The organism is Microbacterium sp. Se5.02b (assembly GCF_019464375.1).
GTDB lineage: Bacteria > Actinomycetota > Actinomycetes > Actinomycetales > Microbacteriaceae > Microbacterium.
The window spans coordinates 3,860,189-3,881,204 of sequence record NZ_CP080491.1 but is presented as its reverse complement, the minus strand read 5'-3'; the positions used below and the strand labels follow the sequence as shown (position 1 = coordinate 3,881,204).

Annotated in this window: 21 protein-coding genes, 1 tRNA gene and 1 pseudogene; 14 read left to right on the top strand and 9 right to left on the bottom strand. The window is 68.8% G+C overall.

Translation table 11 applies throughout. From position 1 onward, the window contains the following. The first annotated feature begins 57 nt into the window (after nt 1–57). The 8 genes from K1X59_RS19450 to K1X59_RS19415 all read left to right on the top strand — a co-directional run bounded on the left by K1X59_RS19450 (nt 58) and on the right by K1X59_RS19415 (nt 8,164). Complete coding sequence (locus tag K1X59_RS19450) at nt 58–540, top strand: MaoC family dehydratase (RefSeq protein ID WP_258566952.1); 483 nt, start codon at nt 58–60, stop codon at nt 538–540. Continuing rightward, nucleotides 515–1,690, top strand: a complete 1,176-nt coding sequence (locus K1X59_RS19445) for a CaiB/BaiF CoA-transferase family protein (RefSeq protein WP_220173751.1) — start codon at nt 515–517, stop codon at nt 1,688–1,690. Before K1X59_RS19450 ends, K1X59_RS19445 begins: the two co-directional genes overlap by 26 nt. After that, nucleotides 1,687–2,859, top strand: a complete 1,173-nt coding sequence (locus tag K1X59_RS19440; protein WP_183151254.1) for an acyl-CoA dehydrogenase family protein — start codon at nt 1,687–1,689, stop codon at nt 2,857–2,859. The genes K1X59_RS19445 and K1X59_RS19440 overlap by 4 nt, the downstream gene beginning before the upstream one ends. 8 nt (nt 2,860–2,867) lie before the next feature. Further along, nucleotides 2,868–3,839, top strand: a complete 972-nt coding sequence (locus tag K1X59_RS19435; RefSeq protein ID WP_183151253.1) for a sugar-binding transcriptional regulator — start codon at nt 2,868–2,870, stop codon at nt 3,837–3,839. Nucleotides 3,840–3,952: 113 nt separating this feature from the next. Further along, a complete protein-coding gene (locus K1X59_RS19430; protein ID WP_210274209.1) occupies nt 3,953–5,311 on the top strand; it encodes a sugar ABC transporter substrate-binding protein in 1,359 nt (452 codons plus the stop codon). A gap of 39 nt (nt 5,312–5,350) precedes the next feature. Continuing rightward, a complete protein-coding gene (locus K1X59_RS19425) occupies nt 5,351–6,235 on the top strand; it encodes a carbohydrate ABC transporter permease (RefSeq protein ID WP_202045398.1) in 885 nt (294 codons plus the stop codon). Beyond that, a complete protein-coding gene (locus K1X59_RS19420) occupies nt 6,232–7,140 on the top strand; it encodes a carbohydrate ABC transporter permease (RefSeq protein WP_202045396.1) in 909 nt (302 codons plus the stop codon). The genes K1X59_RS19425 and K1X59_RS19420 overlap by 4 nt, the downstream gene beginning before the upstream one ends. A 4-nt stretch (nt 7,141–7,144) precedes the next feature. Next, nucleotides 7,145–8,164 carry a DUF2804 domain-containing protein gene (locus tag K1X59_RS19415; RefSeq protein ID WP_183151251.1) on the top strand — a complete coding sequence of 340 codons (1,020 nt, stop codon included), beginning with the start codon at nt 7,145–7,147 and terminating at the stop codon, nt 8,162–8,164. A gap of 30 nt (nt 8,165–8,194) precedes the next feature. Here K1X59_RS19415 and K1X59_RS19410 read toward each other — a convergent pair whose 3' ends face one another. Both K1X59_RS19410 and K1X59_RS22110 read right to left on the bottom strand, forming a co-directional pair. Continuing rightward, entirely contained in the window at nt 8,195–8,917 is a 723-nt protein-coding gene (locus K1X59_RS19410) for a FadR/GntR family transcriptional regulator (RefSeq protein WP_220173750.1), read from the bottom strand. A 23-nt stretch (nt 8,918–8,940) separates the two neighbouring features. Continuing rightward, nucleotides 8,941–10,397 (bottom strand): annotated as a pseudogene (locus K1X59_RS22110) (NAD-dependent succinate-semialdehyde dehydrogenase). A gap of 302 nt (nt 10,398–10,699) precedes the next feature. Here K1X59_RS22110 and K1X59_RS19395 point away from each other — a divergent pair. Both K1X59_RS19395 and K1X59_RS19390 read left to right on the top strand, forming a co-directional pair. Beyond that, on the top strand, nt 10,700–11,539 hold the full coding sequence (locus K1X59_RS19395; protein ID WP_220173748.1) for a sugar nucleotide-binding protein: 840 nt from the start codon (nt 10,700–10,702) through the stop codon (nt 11,537–11,539). A 9-nt stretch (nt 11,540–11,548) separates the two neighbouring features. Next, a complete protein-coding gene (locus K1X59_RS19390; protein ID WP_183151249.1) occupies nt 11,549–12,187 on the top strand; it encodes a DUF1684 domain-containing protein in 639 nt (212 codons plus the stop codon). A 37-nt stretch (nt 12,188–12,224) separates the two neighbouring features. On the opposite strand, the gene K1X59_RS19385 is transcribed toward K1X59_RS19390, so the two are convergent. The 4 genes from K1X59_RS19385 to K1X59_RS19370 all read right to left on the bottom strand — a co-directional run bounded on the left by K1X59_RS19385 (nt 12,225) and on the right by K1X59_RS19370 (nt 15,963). After that, a tRNA-Gly gene (locus tag K1X59_RS19385) sits at nt 12,225–12,298 on the bottom strand. An 80-nt stretch (nt 12,299–12,378) separates the two neighbouring features. Beyond that, nucleotides 12,379–13,557 (bottom strand): L-rhamnonate dehydratase, encoded by a 1,179-nt coding sequence (gene rhmD, locus K1X59_RS19380; protein WP_183151248.1) that lies wholly within the window; start codon nt 13,555–13,557, stop codon nt 12,379–12,381. Next, nucleotides 13,554–14,501 (bottom strand): zinc-binding dehydrogenase, encoded by a 948-nt coding sequence (locus tag K1X59_RS19375; RefSeq protein ID WP_210274208.1) that lies wholly within the window; start codon nt 14,499–14,501, stop codon nt 13,554–13,556. Before K1X59_RS19375 ends, rhmD begins: the two co-directional genes overlap by 4 nt. Nucleotides 14,502–14,619: 118 nt before the next feature. After that, nucleotides 14,620–15,963: an MFS transporter gene (locus K1X59_RS19370; RefSeq protein ID WP_183151247.1), complete on the bottom strand. Its 1,344-nt coding sequence runs from the start codon at nt 15,961–15,963 to the stop codon at nt 14,620–14,622. 125 nt (nt 15,964–16,088) lie between these two features. On the opposite strand from K1X59_RS19370, the gene K1X59_RS19365 reads away from it, so the two are divergent. Genes K1X59_RS19365 through K1X59_RS22105 form a run of 4 tightly spaced genes read left to right on the top strand, consistent with a single transcriptional unit; the run spans nt 16,089 to nt 17,978 of the window. Beyond that, nucleotides 16,089–16,889: an IclR family transcriptional regulator gene (locus K1X59_RS19365; protein WP_183151246.1), complete on the top strand. Its 801-nt coding sequence runs from the start codon at nt 16,089–16,091 to the stop codon at nt 16,887–16,889. 9 nt (nt 16,890–16,898) lie between these two features. After that, nucleotides 16,899–17,504: a dCTP deaminase gene (gene dcd / locus K1X59_RS19360; protein ID WP_183151245.1), complete on the top strand. Its 606-nt coding sequence runs from the start codon at nt 16,899–16,901 to the stop codon at nt 17,502–17,504. A 1-nt stretch (nt 17,505) separates the two neighbouring features. Beyond that, nucleotides 17,506–17,850, top strand: coding sequence for a hypothetical protein (locus tag K1X59_RS19355; protein WP_220173747.1), 345 nt, complete (start codon nt 17,506–17,508; stop codon nt 17,848–17,850). Continuing rightward, nucleotides 17,847–17,978, top strand: coding sequence for a hypothetical protein (locus K1X59_RS22105; protein ID WP_258566951.1), 132 nt, complete (start codon nt 17,847–17,849; stop codon nt 17,976–17,978). Before K1X59_RS19355 ends, K1X59_RS22105 begins: the two co-directional genes overlap by 4 nt. 24 nt (nt 17,979–18,002) lie before the next feature. On the opposite strand, the gene K1X59_RS19350 is transcribed toward K1X59_RS22105, so the two are convergent. The 3 genes from K1X59_RS19350 to K1X59_RS19340 all read right to left on the bottom strand — a co-directional run bounded on the left by K1X59_RS19350 (nt 18,003) and on the right by K1X59_RS19340 (nt 20,999). Next, nucleotides 18,003–19,028: an FUSC family protein gene (locus K1X59_RS19350; RefSeq protein ID WP_183151243.1), complete on the bottom strand. Its 1,026-nt coding sequence runs from the start codon at nt 19,026–19,028 to the stop codon at nt 18,003–18,005. 44 nt (nt 19,029–19,072) lie between these two features. After that, a complete protein-coding gene (locus tag K1X59_RS19345; protein ID WP_220173746.1) occupies nt 19,073–19,477 on the bottom strand; it encodes a hypothetical protein in 405 nt (134 codons plus the stop codon). Between the two features lie 64 nt (nt 19,478–19,541). Beyond that, complete coding sequence (locus K1X59_RS19340; protein WP_220173745.1) at nt 19,542–20,999, bottom strand: MFS transporter; 1,458 nt, start codon at nt 20,997–20,999, stop codon at nt 19,542–19,544. Nucleotides 21,000–21,016 lie beyond the last annotated feature (17 nt).

The window sequence follows — 21,016 nt, the reverse complement described above, 5'->3', positions numbered from 1 at the left end:
TAACCCCCGCATTCGGCACAAACGTGCACGGACCTGCAGATTTCGATGAGGATTCGCATGCCCACGACCTTCGCTGTCGACGACCTGGACCATGCGGTGGGCTCCCCGCTCGGCGTGAGTCCCTGGCGCACGGTCGATCAGGAGCGCATCGCCCGTTTCGCGCTCGCCACCGACGACGACCAGTGGATACACACCGACCCGGTGCGCGCCGCGCAGGGTCCGTTCGGCTCGGCGGTCGCCCACGGCCTGCTCACGCTGTCTCTCCTGCCCGCCATGGCCGCCGAGGTGTACACCGTGACCGGAGCAGCCGGTCGCGTCAACTACGGCTACGAGCGCGTCCGTTTCCCCGCCCCCGTCCGCGCGGGGAGCCGCGTGCGCGACCGCATCGTCCTCGATGCCGTCGACCATCTGCCCGGAGCGGTGCGCCTGCGAGCGACGCACACGGTCGAGATCGACGGGGGCAGCGCCCGGCCTGCGTCGCGCAGTCGATCACCCAGTTCGTCCTCGATGCCGCATGAACGCCAACCCGCTCGCCGATGAGCGACCAGGTCCCCTCCAGGGCGTCGTCGTCGCCGACCTGTCGCGCATTCTGGCGGGGCCCTACTGCACCATGCTCCTGGCCGACATGGGCGCCACCGTCATCAAGATCGAGAGCCCGGACGGAGACGACACCCGTCGCTTCGCCCCGCCGGTGCACGAGGATGTGGCGACCTACTTCCAGTCGGCCAATCGCAACAAGCGCTCCCTCGTGCTCGACTTCGCCCAGGCCGATGACCTGGCCACCGCCAAGGCCGTCATCGCACGCGCCGATGTGGTCGTGGAGAACTTCAAGGCGGGCGGACTGCGCCGCTTCGGACTCGACTACGAATCGCTCGCCCCCGACCGGCCCGAACTCGTCTACGCCTCGATCACCGGATTCGGCACCGGTGACGGCGCGCACCTCGCCGGATACGACCTGATGGTCCAGGCGCTGAGCGGCTTCATGGACACGACCGGTGCGCAGCACGGTGAGCCCTTCCGCGGCGGATTCGCCCTGTTCGACGTCCTCACCGGACTCCACACCGCCCTGGGGATCCTCGCCGCACTCCGACACCGAGAGCGCAGCGGGACCGGACAGCTCGTCGAGACCAATCTGCTTTCTGCCGCACTGTCGTCGATGGTGAATCAGACACAGGCCTTCGCGGCAGCCGGCGTCGTCCCGCGACGCATGGGCAACCAGCATCCGAGTCTCTATCCCTACGAGCCGTTCCCGACCGCCGACCTGCCTCTCGTGATCGCCGTCGGCAACGACGCGCAGTTCGCGCGGCTGTGCGTCGCTGTGGGCCGGAGCGACCTCGTCCTCGACCCGAGGTTCGCGGCACCCGCTCTGCGCAACGAACACCGCGATGCTCTGCGCCCCGAGATCGTCGCCGCGCTCGCCGACCGGGGCGCCGCCGAGTGGTTCGACCTGCTGACGTCGGTCGGAGTCCCCAGCGCGCCCATCCAGACCATCGAAGACGGCATCCGCTTCGCCGAACGGATCGGGCTCGAGCCGATCGCTCTCGCGGGCAGGACCCTGCCGATCGTGCGCAACCCGCTCACGTTCTCGCAGACTCCCGTCGATTACCCCATCGCCCCGCCCGCGCTAGGAGAGGGCGGGCAGGAACTGCTCGACCGGATGTCCGCACCCGCGAAGAAGAGGAACCCATGAACACGTCCGCATACGACACCGTCGACGCGCTGCTGGATCTCGAGGGGAGGATCAGTTCCGAGGACAGGGCGTGGGGCGAGCGCGCGGCGGCCGTCGCGGCCGAGGTCGTCCGCCCGACGATCGACGCCGACTTCGAGGAGGCGCGATTCCGGTCGGAGATCATCCCGGCCTTCGCGGACGCCGGCCTGCTGGGCATGCACCTCGATGCGCCGGGGTGCGCGGGCGCGAGTCCGACCGCCTATGGTCTCGCCTGCGCCGCGATCGAAGCGGCCGACAGCGGATGGCGCACGCTCGTCTCAGTGCAGGGGTCGCTGGCGATGACGGCGATCGATCGGTTCGGCTCCGAGAGGCAGCGCGAGACCCTGCTGCCGGAGATGGCCGCCGGCCGCCTGCTCGGCTGCTTCGCGCTGACCGAGCCGCAGGGCGGCAGCGATCCCGGCGCCATGACGACCGTGGCCGTGCGTGACGGCGCCGACTGGGTGATCTCCGGCGTGAAGCGCTGGATCGGTCTGGCCTCGGTGGCGGACATCGCGATCGTCTGGGCGAAGACCGCCGAGGGCATCCGCGGCTTCGTCGTCCCGACGGACGCCGTGGGCTTCACGGCCACGCCGATCCTCCTCAAGCACGCGATGCGCGCCTCGATCCAGTGCGATGTCAGTCTCGACGCCGTGCGGGTCCCCTCCGACGCGGTCCTGGAGCGCTCACAGGGGCTCCGGTCTCCGCTCACCTGCTTGAACGAAGCGCGTTTCGGCATCGCCTGGGGAGTCATGGGTGTCGCCAGGGAATGCCTCGCTCTGAGCGTGGAGTACGCCGGTCGCCGACAGTCCTTCGGCACGGAGCTCGCCGGGAAGCAGCTCGTGCAGGCGCGCTTGGCCGAGATGATGCTCGCCTACCAGGGCGGAATGCTCACCGCGATCCACCTCGCCGAGCGGAAGGCGGCCGGACGCATGCAGCCTGCGCAGGTGAGCATCGCGAAGCTCGGCAACGTCCGGGCGGCGATCGCGGTCGCCCGGTCGGCACGCGAACTGCTCGGGGGAGACGGCGTCACGGCCGAGTACCCGGTGATGCGGCACATGGCGAACCTCGAAGCCGTGCGGACCTACGAGGGCACGGACGACATCCATGCTCTTTCGATCGGGCGGGCGCTCACCGGCGTCGCCGCCTTCTAGGAGTCGACATGACAGACATCGCGGATCGAACCAAGCTCGCCCTGCGTGCCGCCCAGCTCTACTACCTGCGTGACCTGAAGATGAAGGCGATCGCCGACTCCCTGAACATGAGCCGGTCGTCGGTCTCGCGTCTACTGTCATACGCCCGCGACACCGGGCTCGTCGACATCCGCATCAAGCAGCCCATCGACGGCATCTCCCGGTTGCAGCACGAGATCCGCATGCGCGACGGGGTGACGGCGTACATCATCCCCGCATCCACGGGGATGAGCGCGCGAGAGCGCGGCACGCAGGTCGCGCGCCATGCGGGGCGCATCCTCTCGGCGATGATCGAGTCCTCGACCGTGATCGGCGTCGCGTGGGGCAACACCATGGCCGGAGTGAGCCGACACCTCGTCGGCCGGCCGCTGACCGACGTCACCGTGGTGCAGCTGAACGGCGCCGCCTACGGCGAGAACTTCGGGCTCGGATACGTGGGCGACATCCTGGAGCGTTTCGCCGAGGCGTACAACGCGCACGTCGAGCCGCTCCCGGTGCCCGCGTTCTTCGACGATCCGCAGACGAAGACGGTGCTCTGGCGCGAGCGCAGCATCGCCCGGATCCTGGCGCTGCAGCAGCGCATCGACGTCGCCGTCTTCGGGGTGGGCGACCCGCATTCGGAGATCCCGGGTCACGTGTACCGCAACGGATACCTCAGCCCCTCCGATCACGAAGAACTCGCGGCCGCCGACGTCGTGGGCGACGTGGCCACCGTCTTCCTGCGCGGCGACGGCACGCACGCGGGCATCCGGCTCAACGAGCGCTCCAGCGGCCCCGACCTCGACACCCTCAGACGCGCGCCGCGTCGTGTCTGCATCGTGAGCGATCCCGGCCGGATCCCTGCCCTGCGGGGAGCTCTCGCCGCCGGACTCGTGACCGACCTCATCATCGACGAACACACCGCCAGAGGGATCGCCAGCACGTATGTGCAGGGCGCTTGACCTTTCGAATCGCTCGCCGCGAGCATGACCAAGCCCTGTGACCACACCCACAGGTACCGCCTCCCGAAGGCGGCACCCGAGAGAAAGAGAATGCAATGATGCAACGACGCAGGATGCGTTCGCGCCGGTCGATCACCCTCGCCGGCGGGGCGATCGCCCTCACCACCGTCCTCCTCGCCGGCTGCGCCGGCGGTGGCGGTGCGGAGACTCCGAGCACGGACGGCGGCGGGCTCGGCACCGCTGACGAGAAGATCGATCTCAAGATCCTCGTCAACGACGCCTACGCCAGCCAATGGCAGGAGCAGCTGATCCCGGAGTTCGCGAAGGACTACCCGAACATCGACATCACGATCGACGGGGTCCCGTACAACGACCAGCTCGCGAAGACGATGCTCGAACTCACGAACACGGACGCGACGTACGACATCGTCATGGCCGACGACAACTGGACTCCGCAGCTCGCCTCGACCGGCGGGCTCATGGACCTGCGGGGCGACGTGCTCGAGCAGTGGACGGCCGATGACTACGACTGGGACGACTTCTACCCGGCCGCCCTCGCCGCCGGAGAGTTCGACGGCACGCAGTACGCCGTGCCCGCCCGGTCGAACATCCTCATGATGCTGGTCAACAAGTCTCTCTACGAGTCGGCCGGTGTGCCCCTTCCGACACCGGACCTGACCTGGGACGAGTACCTGGAGCAGGCGCCCGACCTCGTGCAGGACCTCGACGGCGACGGCAAGGACGACGCCTGGGCGGTCGGCACCTACTTCGTCCGTGACGGGCTGACCCCCACCATCTGGCAGACGATCATGAACTCCGACGGGGGCCAGATCCTCAACGACGACAACACCGCGGGCGACCTCGGAGACGACGCCGTCGAGGCGCTCGAGATCCACCAGAAGCTGCTCGACGTCGCGCCCCCAGGGGCCGTCAGCTGGCAGTTCAACGAACCGCTCGAAGCGTTCCGGCAGGGGCGCCTCGCGACGCTCTTCACCTGGGGTTCGGTCTACCGCGGTTCGGCGGTCGACCCGGCCACGACCACGCTGACTCCCGACCAGGTCGGAATCCAGACTCTGCCGGCAGGGAGCGAGGGCCCCGGTGCGCACCGTGGCGTGTGGTCGATGGGCGTGAATTCGAAGACCGACGTTCCCGAGGCGGCCTGGACGTTCGTGCAGTGGCTGACCTCGAAGAAGGGCGAGCAGTGGCAGACCAACACGCTCGGTGTCTTCCCGGCACGCGCCAGCACGCTCGAGACGACGCCGGAGCAGGAATGGTTGTCGCCGGTGTACGAGGCGCTCGAGGTCGCATGGCCCGCTATCGAGGCCGGGCAGATGTGGCGGCCGCACATCGTCGAGTCCGACGCCGTGCAGCAGGTGCTGGCCACGGAGACAGGTGAGTTCATCCCCGGCAACATCACGGCGGAAGATGCCGTGAAGCGGATGAATGACGGCATCGACGACCTCCTCGAGTAAGACGGAAGACGACTGGTGATGAGAACTCCCCGACGACGCATGACCAAGTACGGTCTCATCGATCTGGCGAACAGGTGGACCTTCATCCTCCCCGCCGTGGTCCTGATGGCGGCTCTGCTCGGTTACCCCATCCTGTACACCTTGCAGATCAGCTTCACGGAGCTGGATCTCGCCACCTTCACTCCGAAGGAGTGGGTGGGGTGGGAGCACTACGTCGAGGCGTTCACCGACGAGAAGTTCCACAACTCACTGGTGGTGACGGGCATCTACCTCGTGTTCGCCCTCCCCATCCAGATGGTGTTGGGATTCGGCATCGCCTTCCTCGTCAACGCCGAGTGGAGAGGGCGCGGCCTCATCCGCGCCCTCTTCCTCGTGCCCCTCGCCGTCGCCCCGGTGGTGGCGGGTGGCGTGTGGAAGATGCTCCTCGATCCGCTCTGGGGTGTCTTCAACTGGGTGGGCGGGCTGTTCGGCCTTCCCGCGGTCGACTGGCTGGGCGACCCGACCATGGCGATGGCGACGGTGATCATCATCGACACGTGGCGCTGGACCCCGTTCATCATCCTGGTGGCGTCGGCCGCGTTGCTCACGCTCCCCGGCGACGTGCTCGAGGCGGCTTCCGTCGACGGTGCGAACTGGTGGCACAAGCTGTGGCACGTCTCGCTGCCGCTGCTGGCGCCGATCATCGCCGCGACATTCGTCGTCCGGTGGCTCGGGGCGATGAAGATGTTCGACATCGCCCTCGTGGCGACCCGCGGCGGACCGGGTCAGGCGACCAACGTGGTGAACCTGTACATCTACGAGCAGGCCTTCCGCTCGCTGCACTTCGGTGAGTCCGCCGCGATGGCCGTGATCGTCCTCGTCATCACCATGATCCTGATGTTCGTGTTCCTGCGTGGAACCCGCAAGCTGGAGGAGAAGTTTTGAACTCGTCGACCATCGCCCCCGCGGACACAGCAGACACCGCGACCGCCATCGGTGCGATCCGACCCGAGCGGGCCCGTCGGTCGCGGCGCCGGCTCGGCCATCGGGTCCGCATCACCGCGGGCATCGTGATCTGCGTGCTGTTCCTGCTGCCGGTGATCTGGATGATCCTGACATCGTTCAAACTCCCGCGCGACATCTTCACCACGCCGCCGACGCTGTTCACAGAACCCACGCTCGACAACTACATAAACCTCTCGAACTACGACATCCCTCGGCGGATGCTGAACACGGTGATCGTGTCGCTCGGCGCTGGCCTGCTCGCCGTCTTCGTCGGATCCATGGCGGGATACGGCATCGCGCGGATGAAGATCGCCGGCGGGGGGATGATCGGCGCACTGATCCTCGCCACCCGAGGCGTGCCGCCGATCGCGCTCGCGGTTCCGCTGTTCCTCGTGGCGCGCAATCTGGGGATGACGGACCAGCACCTCACCCTCATCCTGGCCTACTCGACCTTCCTCATCCCGTACGTCATGTGGCTGATGCGGTCGTTCTTCCTCGCCATCCCGAAGGAGCTCGAGGAGTCGGCCATGATCGACGGCACGTCGCGGCTGGGGGCCTACTTCCGCATCATCCTTCCGATCCTCACCCCTGCCCTGGTGTCCTCGCTGATCTTCAGCGTGATGATGGCCTACGAGGAACTGCTCTTCGCGCTCGTGCTCACCAACCGCAACGCCTCGACGATCCCGGTGGCCATTCAGGGCATGGCCGTCGACACGGAGAGCGGGGGGATGTGGGGGCTGCTCACCGCGGCAGGCACCGTGACCGTGATCCCTGTGGTGATCTTCACCCTGCTGCTGCAGAAGTATCTGATCAAGGGCCTGGCCGACGGCGCGACGAAGGGCTGACATCGTGACGGTGTTCGATCGACATGTTCCGAAGTCCGAGCGCGAGCACACCGGGCCCCGGGTGGATCTGTGCCTGCCGAACGGTCGGCTCGACCCGGCCGCCGTGAGCTGGTCGCGGCTGCCGCATCTGCGTGCCAACCTGCGGTGGTGGGGACGGCGCAAGCGCTTCGAGTACTGGGCGATATCGACCCCTGAACTGGTGTTCGCCTTCAGCTTCTCGCACGCCGACTACCGGGGAGGACTCGCGATCTACGTGCTCGACCTCGTCACGGGGGTCGAGGTGAACGATGGCGAGGCCGTGTGGTTCCCCCGGACGGTGGACCTGCCGGAGACCAGCGGCGATGCGGCGATGAGTCGACGCAGCGCCCGCTCCTCCGTGTCGATCACCCCGAACGCGGAGGGCACGCTCCTCGAGGTGCAGGGTGTGCGGGTCAGCGCTCGCATCCAGGTCATCGAGGAGGACGGTCATGAGTCGATGGGTGTGGTCGTTCCGTGGACCCCGCGCCGATTCCAGTACACCCGCAAGGACAACTGCCTGCACGCCGAAGGCTGGGTGGAGGTCGACGGCGTGCGACGACCGATCGCCGCGACCGAGTCGTGGGCGGCGCTCGACCATGGACGCGGCAAGTGGCCGGCGAAGGTCGTCTGGAACTGGGGGAGCGGTGCCGGCGTCACCGACGGCCACGAGATCGGCATCCAACTCGGGGCGAAGTGGACCGACGGGTCTCCGTCGACCGAGAACGCGCTGCGCGTCGACGGCGTGATCGAGAAGCTCAGCCACGACGTCGAATGGTCGTACGACACCGAGGACTTCATGAAGCCGTGGACGTTCCGCGGACCGCAGGTCGACCTCACCTTCACGCCCGCGCACCATCGCCACTCGCTGACCAGGAAGCTGCTCTTCATGAGCCGGGAGGACCAGAGCTTCGGACGCTGGGACGGCGAGATCCGGTCCTCCTCCGGAAAGGCATACCGAGTCGAGAACGTGTTCGGGTGGGCGGAAGAGGTCCAGCGCCGCTGGTGAGCGCCCTGAGCCCCACGCGTCCGGTGCGTCTCAGCTCCAGGCCGATGCCCTGATCACCGGTCGGCCGAGGTTCCCGCGATCCGCGACGATGCGTTCGAACGCTTCGAGGTGCCGATCCATCGCCCGTGCCGCACCCTCGCCGTCGCGGTCGAGGATCCGCTGGACGATCTTGGCGTGCGCGGCCTTCGCGAAGACGAGATCATGATCGTCGAGACCTTCGTCTGGCGTGTGCCAGCCCGCGATCGACACGACGATCTTCTGCGCGACGCGGAAGAACTCGTTGCCGGTGCATTCGGCGATCAGGTCGTGGAAGTCGATGACCTCCGACAGGGGATGAGGTTCATCGGCGATAGCCTTCCGCAGACGTTCCCGCTGTTCGTCCGTGGCGTTCGCTGCGGCGAGACGTGCGCATTCCCGCTCGATCAGGCGGCGGAAAGCGAAGGTGTCGCCGAGGGTCGCCTCGCTCATGGCGAGGTGCACGGCGATCGTGCGCACGGTCGACTGCAGGTCGAGCTGCCCGACCCGAAGTCCGCCCCCGGGGCCGCGGCGGGAGACGATGAGCCCCTCGGTCTCGAGCAGTCGCAGCGCTTCGCGCACCGTGGCCCTGCTGAGACCCGAGCTCTCGATGATCTCGGCTTCCGAGGGGAAGGGGGTTCCGGCCTCGAGCTTCCCGCGCACGATCGACGTGCGCAGCTCGTTCGCCAGGATGCTGCTCGCCTTCGGCACGGTCGTTCGCGGCGGGGCGTTCTCCATCCCAGCCCCGTTCCGGAGGCCCGTCACGACAGCTCCGCCGGGAACCCGGTGACGACACTCTTGGGATGCAGGTAATGCTCGATGCCCTCGGTGCCGTTCTCGGCGCCGAGCCCGCTCAGGCCGACACCGGAGAACGGCGCCACGGCTGTGCTGACCAGGAAACTGTTGATCCCGAGCATGCCGGCGCGCACCCGATCGCTGAGCAGGCGTGCACGATCGAGGGATGTCGTGAAGATGTATCCCGCGAGGCCGTAGTCGGTGGAGTTCGCGCGGGCGACGGCGTCGTCAAGATCGTCGTACTCGATGACGAGGGCGACCGGACCGAACGGCTCTTCAGTGAGGATCCGTGCGCCCGCAGGGATGTCGTGCAGCACGGTGGGTTCGTAGAAGTGGCCGCCGAGTGCGTGCGCGACAGAGCGTGCGCCGGCAGTGGCGACGGCTCCCTGCGCGACGGCGTCGTCGACGAGTGCAGCGAAATCATCGTGTCGGCGACGGCTGCACAGGGGCCCGACGTCGACGGCGTCCGCGGTGCCATCGCCCAGGGTGAGCTCGCGGGCGACTTCGGTGAACACCGACAGGAACTCGTCGTGGATGCTGCTCGGCACGAGGAACCGCGTCGGGGAGATGCACACCTGACCCGCATTGCGGAACTTCGTCAGGGCGCACAGCCGGGCGACTGCGGCGACGTCGACGTCGTCGCAGATGATGACCGGACCGTGTCCGCCGAGCTCGAGGGAGATGGCGGCCATGTTCCTCGCGGCGAGTCCCATGAGGTGCTGCCCGACACGTACCGAGCCGGTGAGCGACACCTTGCGGATCGTCGGAGAGGAGATGAGGTGCTCGCTGATCGCCGCGGGGTCGCCCGTGACAGCGGCGACGACTCCCGCCGGCACCCCCGCGTCCTGGATGGCGCGGACCATCGCCAGGCACGCGGACGGGGCTTCCTCGGCCGGCTTGAGGATGATCGGGCACCCTGCGGCGAGGGCAGGAGCGAGCTTGCGGGCGGCGAGCATGACCGGGAAGTTCCAGGGGTGAAGGCGGCGACGGGGCCGATCGGCTCCTTGCGCACCTCGATGCGGGTGCCGGCGGTCGTGCCCTCGACGATGCGTCCGTAGATGCGTCGGGCTTCGTCGGCGTACCACTCGAACTGCTCCGCGGCGGAGCGGACCTCGGCGCGCGACTCGCGCAATGGCTTTCCCTGTTCCGCCGTGAGAAGGGCGGCGATGTGCTCGGTCCGCTCGGTGATGAGTGCGGCTGCGGCCCTCAGCAGGTCGGAGCGTTCCCACGCCGGAGTGCGCGCCCACGGCTCGCGCGCCCGCTCGGCCGCTGCGAGCGCATCGTCGAGGTCCTTCGCCGTCGCGACCGGGACAGTCGCCACGATGGAGAGGTCAGCGGGGTTCTCGACGTCGAGCGTCCCGCCGTCGGAGGCTGCGCGCCAGACGCCGTCGATCAGAATCGACTCGGATCGGATGGGGTTCATCGCAACTCTCCTTCGGCGTATCCTCCCATTCAGCCACAGAGACGCCCGAAATCGTTGTACGGCGGCGTGCACGTGTGTGCAAGAAGTGCGCAGGAGCTCGGCTCCGGAGCGACGGATTCCTAGGATTGCAGAGACGCCCGGCCGGGGGTCATCGAGTGCCGTCGCGGCGAATTCATGACGTACCGATGAGCTGTTTACTGACCTTTCCAGCTCATGACCGGCCGGGCGTCTTCTCATCGCGACCCTATCGCGGCGACCCGCGCGAGGACGAGTGCCGCTGCTCGTGTGCGACATTGGGACGGATGAACGCCTCCTCCGCTCCCGTACCGCGCCGTACGCTCCTCGTCGGTTCCGGCAAGCTCGCCGCTCGTCTCGCCCCGCGCCTGATCGACTCGGGCGGCGAGGTGTTCGCGCTGCGTCGGAGCGAGGGACCGCTGCCCGAGGGCGTGTCCGGCATCCGGGCGGATCTGTCGCTCCCGCCGATCCCGCCCCTGCCGACCGTCGACGCGATGGTGATCACCCTGCCGCCGAGCGGTGAGGTCACCGGCTACCGCACGGCTCTGACGCATCTCGCGGCGGCCCTGGCGAGAGTCCCCGCACGCACGGTGTTCGTCTCGTCCACCGGGGTGTTCGACGGAGCGGGGTCGAAGCATCCGCTCACCGAGCGCGACGAGCCTGCGCCGACCACCGATCGCTCCCGCGGCCTCCGTGACGGCGAGCGTGCCGCGATCGAGCTGTTCGACGCGGTCGTGGTGCGACCCGCGGGCATCTACGGCCCTGGCCGCGACTTCCTCGTCCGGCGGGTGCGCGAGGGTGCGGCCGTGGATCATGCGCGACGTACGAACCGGATCCACGAGACCGACCTGGTGCGTGTGCTCGACGTGCTGCTGCGGATGGATGCTCCTCCGCGCCTCGTGCACGCGGTCGACGAGGACCCAGCGCCGCTGGGTGAGGTGGTGCGGTTCATCGCCGCGCGGATGGGGGTGGACGTGCCGCCCGCGCTCGACTCCGACGGTCCGACCGGGTTCGTCTACGACGGGGCGCTGCTTCACTCGCTGCTCGGCACGCTCGAGTATCCGACCTATGAGGCGGGATACGCGGAGATGATCGACGTGCGGCCCCGCCCTGACGGCCACGGGTAGCCTGGCGTCATGCCGACCACGAACGCACGCACGGCCGTCGAGGTCGTCGACTGGCGCCGTCGCGTCTTCGCCCTGTACGACGCGGTGCGTCTGGCCGAGTCTCCGGAGGAGGCGCACGAGCTGTGGCGGATCGAGCGCGACGACCTGATGCTGCGGCATCCGGCGACGCCGCTGCTGTCGGCGGATCGGGCGCTGTTCGAGGGGCTGCCGATCGCGCCATACGACCCGGCGTGGCGGTTCGAGCTGCCGATTCTCCCGGCCGAGCCCGGTGGCTTCGAGTTCGCGACCGGCACCGATGGCGTCGTGCCGTTCGAACGGGTCGGCCGCGTCGACGTCCCGGATGCCGGGTCGCTCGACGTGTGGCGCCTGATGTCGTACGGCGGCGGGCTGTTCATCCCGGTGCGCGACGGGCTCGCAGGGCGCCCCGGCGGCACCTACGGCGGCGGCCGCTACCTGGTCGACACGATCAAGGGCGCCGATCTGGGATCGGATGCGGTGCGCGGCACGATCGTGCTCGACTTCAACTTCGCCTATAACCCGTCCTGCGCCTACGATCCCGCGTGGGCCTGTCCGCTCGCGCAGCCCGGCAACGTGCTGGACGTGCCGGTGCCGGTGGGCGAGCTGTACGCGGCTGGTGCGCACGGCTGACGCCGAAACACGGGGCTGCGCCGTCGGGGTGACGATGTGGAGGGGCTGACGGGAATCGAACCCGCGCTGTCTGCTTGGGAAGCAGAAGTTCTACCATTGAACTACAGCCCCGAACCCGCCCGAGAGCAGGTGAAGGCAAGCCTACCTGCCGCACGGGCGTGAGCCAAAGCGCGATCGGCGTCGCGCGTCGATCAGTGCGTGTACGGGCGGTGCTTCTCGATCTCGTCGGAGAGCTCGACGCCGAAGCCCGGCGTCTCCGGGACGGTGAGACGTCCGTTCACGGGCACCGGCTCGCCGACGAGCATCGGCGAGAACATCGGCACGACTTCTTCCGCGGTGGGGTGCATCATCAGGAACTCCGCGAACGGGCTGTTGGTCCGCGTCACCACGAAGTGATACGAGTACACCGACGAGCCGTGGGGGACGACCATGGTGCCGTGCGCATCGGCCAGGGTTGAGATCTTGATCAGCTCCGTGATGCCACCGCACCAGCCCACGTCGGGCTGGATCAGGTCGACCCCGGTCTCGAGCAGCTGGCGGAAGCCCCACCGCGTCGCCTCGTGCTCGCCCGTCGTGATGAGCATCGACGAGGGGGCGCGCTTGCGCAGTTCGGCGTATCCCCAGTAGTCGTCGGGGATGAGCGCCTCTTCGAGCCACTTGAGCCCGTAGTCGGCGGCGGCGTGCGCGAGCCTCGTGGCGTAGTCGACGTCGAGCGACATCCAGCAGTCGTACATGAGCCAGAAGTCGTCTCCGACCTTCTCGCGCATGTCGGCGAGCAGCTCGATGTTCTTGCGGAGCCCCTCCTCGCCTTCGGCCGGACCGTGATGCAGCGGCATCTTGCCGCCGATGAAACCCAGTTCCTTCGCGCGGTCGGGGCGTGCGCCGGTCGCGTAGAACTGCAGCTCGTCACGGACGGGGCCGCCCAGCAGCTCGAACACCGGGACCTGACGGATACGGCCGAGAAGGTCGTACAGGGCCAGGTCGACACCGCTGATGGCGTTGAGCACCACGCCGCGCCGACCGTAGTAGAGGGTCGACTTGTACATCTGATCCCAGATGCGCTCGATGTCGGTGACGGCGCGACCCTCGAGGAATCGGGCGAGGTGCCTCTCGACGATGAATGCGCCGATCTCGCCGGCGGTCGTGACCGAGAAGCCGACGGTGCCGTCGCTGGCCTCGATCTCGACCACGAGGGTGCCGAGCACGTTGACGCCGAAGCTCTGCCGCGACTGCCGGTATTCGGGGTAGACGCTCATCGGCGTCGCGATGTGGTCGTCGATCCAGTGCTCCGCGCCCTGGTCGTGGTAGTCGGCGCCGCCACCGCGCACGGTGTAGGCGCGGACTTCGCGGATGGTCGGGGTGCCGGTCATCGGGTCTGTTCCTCTCGGTCGAACCGGACAAGGACCTTGCCCGGTGTGCCGTCGCCCGCCGCGAGGGCGGAGAAGGCGGAGTCTGCATCGATCACATCGATCTCGCGGCTGATCAGCGCGCGGTACACGTCGGGTTCGGCGCCGATGATCTCGGTCGCGTCGGTGAAGTCCTCGGAACCATAGGTGAAGCTGCCGATGAGCGACCGCTCCTCGGTGCTCACCAGGAACGCATCCAGCGCCACCTGCGGCGCCCCCATGCCGACGAGGCAGATCGGTGCGCCGAGCACGGTGCTGGTGAGGGCGTCGCGGAGCGTCGGGGTGATCCCGACCGCGTCGAGCGCCGCGTCGGCGAGGCCGCCGCGTTCACGGAGCTGCTCGGCCACGGGACCTGCTGCGGGATCGATGGTCTCGGCGCCGAGGCGCTGCACGAGCTCGCGCCGCGCGGCATCCATCTCGCTGACGATCACGGTTCCGGCCCCCGCGTCGCGGAGAGCGATCACGATCGACTGGCCGATGGGTCCGCCGCCGATCACCAGCACGCGGCCCAGGCTCTCCTGCGGCAGCCGCCGCACGGCGTGCACGGCCACGGCGAGCGGCTCGATCAGGGCGCCGAGCTCGATCGGCAACCCGTCGGGGAGCGGCACGATGTTGCGTGCCGGCACCACGACGTAGTCGGCGAAGGCGGCGGGGATGTCGGCCGCCACCCCGATCACGTGCTTGCGGGGGTGGTGCTGTTCGCGTCCCGCATAGGCCGCGGCGTCCTCGGCCGGCACGACGACCGGGTTGAACGTCACGGGAGTCCCGACCGCGAGCCCGCCCCCACCCGAGCCGATGGCAGCGATCGTGCCGCTCGACTCGTGCCCCATCACCTGGCCGGGGAAGCGTCGACCGTTCTCTCCCGTGTAGCCGTGCACGTCGGATCCGCAGATCCCGGTGGCGGCCACCCGGATGAGCACCTCGTCGGGCCCGGGGACGGTGTCGGTGCGTCGCGGACGTCAAGGCGTCCGATCTCGGTGAGGACGAGCTCGCGCATGGGCGGTCTCCTTGGTTCTGCTGACCGGGTCAGCGCTGGCGGGCGGGGATGGTCGTGTCGAGTCCGACGCCGTCGGTCTCGCGGACCGCGGGGCTGACGACCCGGCTGAGGGCGATGAGCACGGCGCCGAGCAGGGCGATCGCGGCGAGGACGACGAGACCGGCGCTGTCGCCGAACGTGGTGTCGGCCCAGTTCTTCAGGATCGGCGCGAGGAACCCGCCCAGGCTGCCGAGCGAGTTGATGAGGGCGATGCCGCTCGCTGCCGCCGCTCCGAGCAGGAACGACGTCGGCAGGGTCCAGAACACGGGCTGCACGGAGATGAAGCCGGCGGCGCCGATGCTGAGGGCGGCGAGCGCGATGATCGGATCCTGGATGACGGCCGACAGGACGATGCCCACGCCGGCCGCCGCGAGGGCGCAGGTCGCGATCAGGCGCCGCTGACCGGTGCTGTCGGCGAGGCGGGAGAGCACGAACGTGACGATGAGGGCGAACGTCCACGGCACGGCGGTGAGCAGACCCACCTCGAGTCCGACGGGCTTGCCGACGATCGTGGCGATCTGGGTGGGCAGATAGAAGGTCACGCCGTAGACGCTCATCTGGATCGTGAGGTAGATCGCGGCGAAGTACAGCACGATCGGATTGCCGAGCGCACGCAGGGCTCCGCGCGGCGAGTGGTTCTCCTTGGCGCTGTCCTCGGCCTCCAGTGCGCCGAGCAGCGTCGAGCGCTCACCGTCGCTCAGCCACTTCGCATCCTTCGGCCCGTTGTCGAGGTAGAAGAACGCGACGATGCCGACGAGGACCGTGAGGATGCCGGTCACGAGGAACATGAGCTGCCAGCCGTGGATGCCGACCTTGCCGTCGAGGTCGAGCAGCATGCCGGAGAGCGGGCCGCCGAAGATGAAGGCGAGCGGAGCGCCGAAGTAGAAGAGGCCGTTGACGCGGGCGCGGAACTTCAGGGGGATCCAGTAGGTGAGGAACAGGATCACGCCGGGGAAGAAGCCGGCTTCGGTGATGCCCAGCAGCACGCGCAGGACGTAGAAGATCCACTCGTTGGTCGCGAAGACCATGAGCGCGGAGACGATGCCCCACGAGACCATGATGCGGGCGAGCCAGATCTTCGCACCGACCTTGCGCATGATGAGGTTCGACGGCACCTCGAAGAGCGCGTAGCCGAGGAAGAAGATCCCGGCTCCGAGCGCATAGGCGGCATCCGAGATGCCGGTGTCGGCCTGCCAGGCGACCTTCGCGAAGCCGAGGTTGGCGCGGTCCAGGAACGCGAGGATGTACATGAGGAGCAGGATCGGGATCAGCCGGAGCGTGACCTTGCGGACGATCGCGGCGAGTTCGGGCCGCGTGGAGGACTGAGTGGACATCGGGGCATCTCCATTGACGAGGGGTATCCAATGCGTTCACGTATGTGAATCGACTGTCTCAGACCTGAACGCGCGATAGTGTGACACACGATCGCGTCCGGCACAATTCAGCCAACGGGGGAGACATGACAGACATCGATCAGGCGCCGAGTGCCGTGAAATCCGCCGGTCGGGCGCTCGAGATCATCGAGCACCTCGCCGAAACGGAGGCGCAGACGTTCCCCGAGCTGCTCAGTGCGCTGGGGCTTCCGCGGTCGAGTGCACACGGCCTGCTCCGAACCCTGGTCGCCGCGGGCTGGGTCGAGCTCGATCCGGTGAGCAAGCGTTATTCCCTCGGCCTCAAGGCGTGGCAGATCGGACAGCGCTACGACGGGCACCGCCTTCTGCTCGAGTCCGGCCCCGCCCTCATGCGCGCCCTCACCGACCAGACCGGGGAGACCGTGCAGATGGCGCGGCTCGACGGCGTGGAGAACGTCTACATCGCGATCAGCCCCTCCCCGAACCCGATGCGGTTGGCCTCGAACGTGGGGATGCGGCTGCATGCGCACGCCACGGGGATCGGGAAGGCGCTGCTGAGCACGCTCGACGACGACGACGCCTCTCGTCGGCTCCGTCAGGTCGCGATCCCGCGGCTGACGAGTCGGACGATCACCGATCCCGACGACATCCTCGCCGTGATCGCGAAGGGGCGCGATGTGGGCTTCTTCGTCGACGACGAGGAGTTCATCGACGGATGCCGGTGCGTCGCGATGCCGTTGACATGGCCGGACGAGACCGGGGTCGCTGCCGCGCTGAGCGTGACGATGCCGACCAGCCGCACCGACGATCGCTGGCCGCACTCGATGGTCGAGCCGCTGCGCCGCACGGTGCTGCGCATGCGCGAGGAGATGCACCTTCCGGGCATCGCGCGCGTGCATGGTGACTAGGCTGGTGCCGTGCTTCTCAGCGATCGCGACATCAGGGCAGAACTCGCATCCGGCCGCATCGGCCTCGAACCGCACGAGCAGGAGATGATCCAGCCGTCGAGCATCGATGTGCGCCTCGACCGCTATTTCCGGCTGTTCGACAACCACAAGTACCCGTTCATCGACCCGTCGGTGGATCAGCCGGAGCTCACGCGTCTGATCGAGGTCGACCCCGATGAGCCGTTCATCCTGCATCCGGGCGAGTTCGCCCTGGGGGCGACCTTCGAGCAGGTGACGCTTCCGGACGATGTCGCCGCCCGACTCGAGGGCAAGTCGTCGCTCGGCCGGCTCGGCCTGATCACGCACTCCACGGCGGGTTTCATCGACCCCGGGTTCACCGGGCACGTCACGCTCGAGCTCGCGAACGTCGCGACGCTGCCCATCAAGCTGTGGCCGGGCATGAAGATCGGGCAGCTCTGCTTCTTCCGCCTGACGTCGCCCGCCGAGAACCCCTACGGCTCCGGCCCGTACGGCAACCGCTACCAGGGGCAGCGCGGGCCGACGGCTTCGCGATCTTTCCAGAACTTCCATCGGACGGATGTCGGCGTGACCGATGTCGGAGCAGTCGGAGGCTGACATGAGCGACGGCAGCGGCAGCACCCCGGAACAACCCGCCACTCCCGAGGAGTCGACGGTCCCCGAAGAGGCGCTGATCCCGCCGGACGATGCCGTCATCCCGCCGCCTCCGCCCGAGATCCCGATTCCCGAGGGCCTGCTGACGCCGCCGTCGGCCGACATCCCTGATGCGGATGTCGTGATCCCGCCGCCTCCGGCCGACACGCTCCGCCGCTCCGACCGGGTCCGCCCGACGCCCCGCATCCTCGACGGCGAGGCCCCGGCCGCGGTCGCCGAGGACTGGGCGCAGCCGTCGGTCGCTCCGGAGGTCCCGACGTCCGGGGTTACGGCGGGTTCGTCGCCGTGATCTTCGCGTTCCTGCTGCTGCTCCTGGTCGCGGCGATCGTCCTCATCGTGGTGCTGCTGAACACGGTCGGGCTGCCCTTCGCGGGCGGAGCCGTCGTGCTCCCGTCGACTTTCGCGCTCCTGATCTGACGCCGCTTCAGGCCTGAATCCGCCTCAGCTCTTCGTCTGCCGTCGCCGGAGTGCCGCCGACGCCACGGCGACCGCGGTTCCGACGGCGACGCCGATCACGGTCTCGATCGCGCGGTCCTGCAGGAGCACGTCGACCGGTGCGGGCGCGGCGAGATGCACCATGAGCAGGGCGAGCGGGGTGATGAACACCATCGCGATGCCGTAGTTGCGGCCGACGAACAGCTCGGCCGCGGCCTGCAGCAGGACGACGAGTGCGATGACGGCGAGCGGCGGCAGATCGACCGCGAGCATTCCCGCCGCGACCAGGATGCCGAGCAGGGTGCCGACGAGGCGCTGGATGCCGCGGATCACGCGGGCGTTGAGCTGGGGTCCGCTGACCGCGGCGACCGCGCCGACCGCCGCCCAGTACCAGTGCGAATCCAGGAGCAGGAATCCCGCGAAGCCCGCCCCGACGATCGCGACGGCGACGGTTGCGGCCATCTCCCACGCGATCGGTCCCACTGGCTGCCGCGACCGGGGCGGTGCCTCCCGAGTGCCGCGTGTGAACAGGCCGATGATCGCGGTGACGGCCAGCCCGAAGATCACGCTCGCGCCGCCGACCAGGAGTACGTCGCCGAAGGAGGCTGCGGTAGCGGGGATGGTGGCGCACGCGCCGACCGCGAACACCGGGAACAGCGGCCCGGGCGGGTGCCATCTCATCGTGTACGCGAGCAGGGTGACGGCCGACGCGATGACGGCGAGCACGAGGATGCTGACGGCGGCGGGTGCGGATGCGACCGAGAGCACGGTACCGATGAGCATCGCGGCGAGCAGGACTCCGCCGGCGCTCGCCTGCATCCGGATGCGGTCGCGGAACACGTCGTGGCGCCCGTACAGTGCGGCGAAGGCGCCGAAGCTGGCGTAGATGCTCAGGTCGAGACGCCCCAGCATCCACAGCACGAGGAGAGGGACGGCGACGCTGATCGCGGCTCGGAGCGCCACGCGGTGGTCGCCCCGGTGCGGTCCGACGCGCAGGACACCCGTCCACACTCGTCCCTGGGAATCCGCCACCGATCCAGCCTACGTCCGACCGCGGCCGGGCCGAAGCCGAGGGGTCACCTGCCCGCCGTGCGCAGAAGCGTCAAGCTCCGTTCGAGGACGAGGTTCAGCACCCGGGTCGCGACCTCCGCATCCTCGCCCTCGATCTCGCGCCACAAGGGTGCGGTGAGGGCGGCGATGTCCTGGCCGATCTCGGCGACCAGGGCGCTGCCCTCGGGGGTGAGCGCAGCGTCGGTGAGAAACCCGCGGTCGCGGAGTGCGGCGGTCAGGCGGCCGGCATCCGGGGCATGGAGCCGTTCGGCGACGAAGCCGTCGAGGTCGGGGGTGCCGTCGAACTGCGAGGCGAGTCTCAGTGCGACCCACTCACGTTCGGTGAGGTCGCGGCCGGCGAGGACGGTCTGGAGCAGGGCGTTCAACGCCTTCTCCGTCTGGCCGATGAGTTGTGGACCGAACGGGATCATGATTCTCCATTTCGTTGGTGTGGATTTCGTCGGTGTGGACTTCGTCGATGTGGTGTCTTTTCCCTCAGTCGGATGCCGGAGTGGCGGGCCGTGCGTCCTCGCGGGCGAGTCCGATGCCCCAGCTCGCGCCTCGCGCGACGAACGTGCCGAGAACGGTGATGCCCGCGAACACGAGCATCAGCAGGCGGGCGGCATCCACGACGTCGGGCATCGCGAGGTTGACCAGGACCCCGGCCATCGCCGAGCTGAACGCGCTCGCGATGATGAAGACGGTGTTCACAGCCGCAGCCGCCTTGGCGCCTTCCTCTTCGCCGGCTGTGCTGCCGAGTGCGGCGACGGTCAGGTGCGGGAATCCGAGGCCGATGCCGGCGCCGGCGAGGAACAGGGTGGCGAACCACAGCGCGATGACGAGCGTGGAGGGGCCCTCATGCTGGAGCAGCCCGTACGCGGCGAGACCGATGGCGACGACGACGGGACCGAGGGTGATGAGCACGCGGCGCGAGCGGATGCCGGTGGCGTTGGCCGTGAACACCTGGGTGATAGACCAGCCGAGGGACAGGGCGGCGCCGAGCAGCCCGGCGACGAACGGCATCAGTCCACCGATCTCCTGCCCGAAGAGCGGGATGAACGCCTCGGTGCCGATCGCGAACGCCAACACCGCGACCGTGACGTAGACCCAGCCCAGCGAGGAACCGGGGGCGAAAGTGACCCGGGGAAGGATGCCGGTGCGACCGCGGCGCTCGTGACGCAGGAACCAAGCGCCCAGGACCACGCCGACCATGATGGCGACCCCGGTGCCGAGACCGCTGGGGACGACGCTCGCGATGCCCACCGCGGCGACGCCGCCGGAGAGGAGCACGAGAGACCCCCACGGCACGGATTCGCTCGAGCGGGCGCGGGTGGTCCTCGGCAGCGCACGCACCACGACGATGCCGATGAGCGCGGAGACGACGGCGAGGCCGACGAACGTCACCCGCCAGGCGTCCAGCTGCGCGAACACGCCGCCCACGACGGGGCCGACGATGTTGCCCACACCCCACATCGCCGAGACGAGTGCCGCTCCTCGCGCCCACAGCCGCTCGGGGAGGGCGCGCTGGATGAGCGCGTAGCCGAGTCCCGCGAGCAGCCCGCCGCCGAGGCCCTGCACCGCGCGGCCGGAGAGCAGCGCCCACATCCACGGGCTCGCGGCGCACAGCAGCGAGCCGAGGGCGAACAAGCCGAGGGCGAGCAGGTAGGCGCGCACGGCGCCCTGCTGCGTGAGGATCCGGCTCACCATCATCGAACTGACGACCGATGCCAGGAGGAAGGTCATCATCGTCCACGCGTAGAACTCCGCGCCGCCGATGTCGCCGACGATCGTGGGGAGCAGGCTGGTGGTCAGATACACGTTGCTCGCCTCGAGCAGCACGCCGCCCGCGAGGACCGAGGCGATCGGGGCGTAGCGACTGCCGAGGAGTTCGCGCCAGCTCCCCGCGGTGGCGGTGCGCTCGGGGTGTGCGTCATGGGGTGCCCTTCGTGACATCGGAGCAGGCGGTCCTC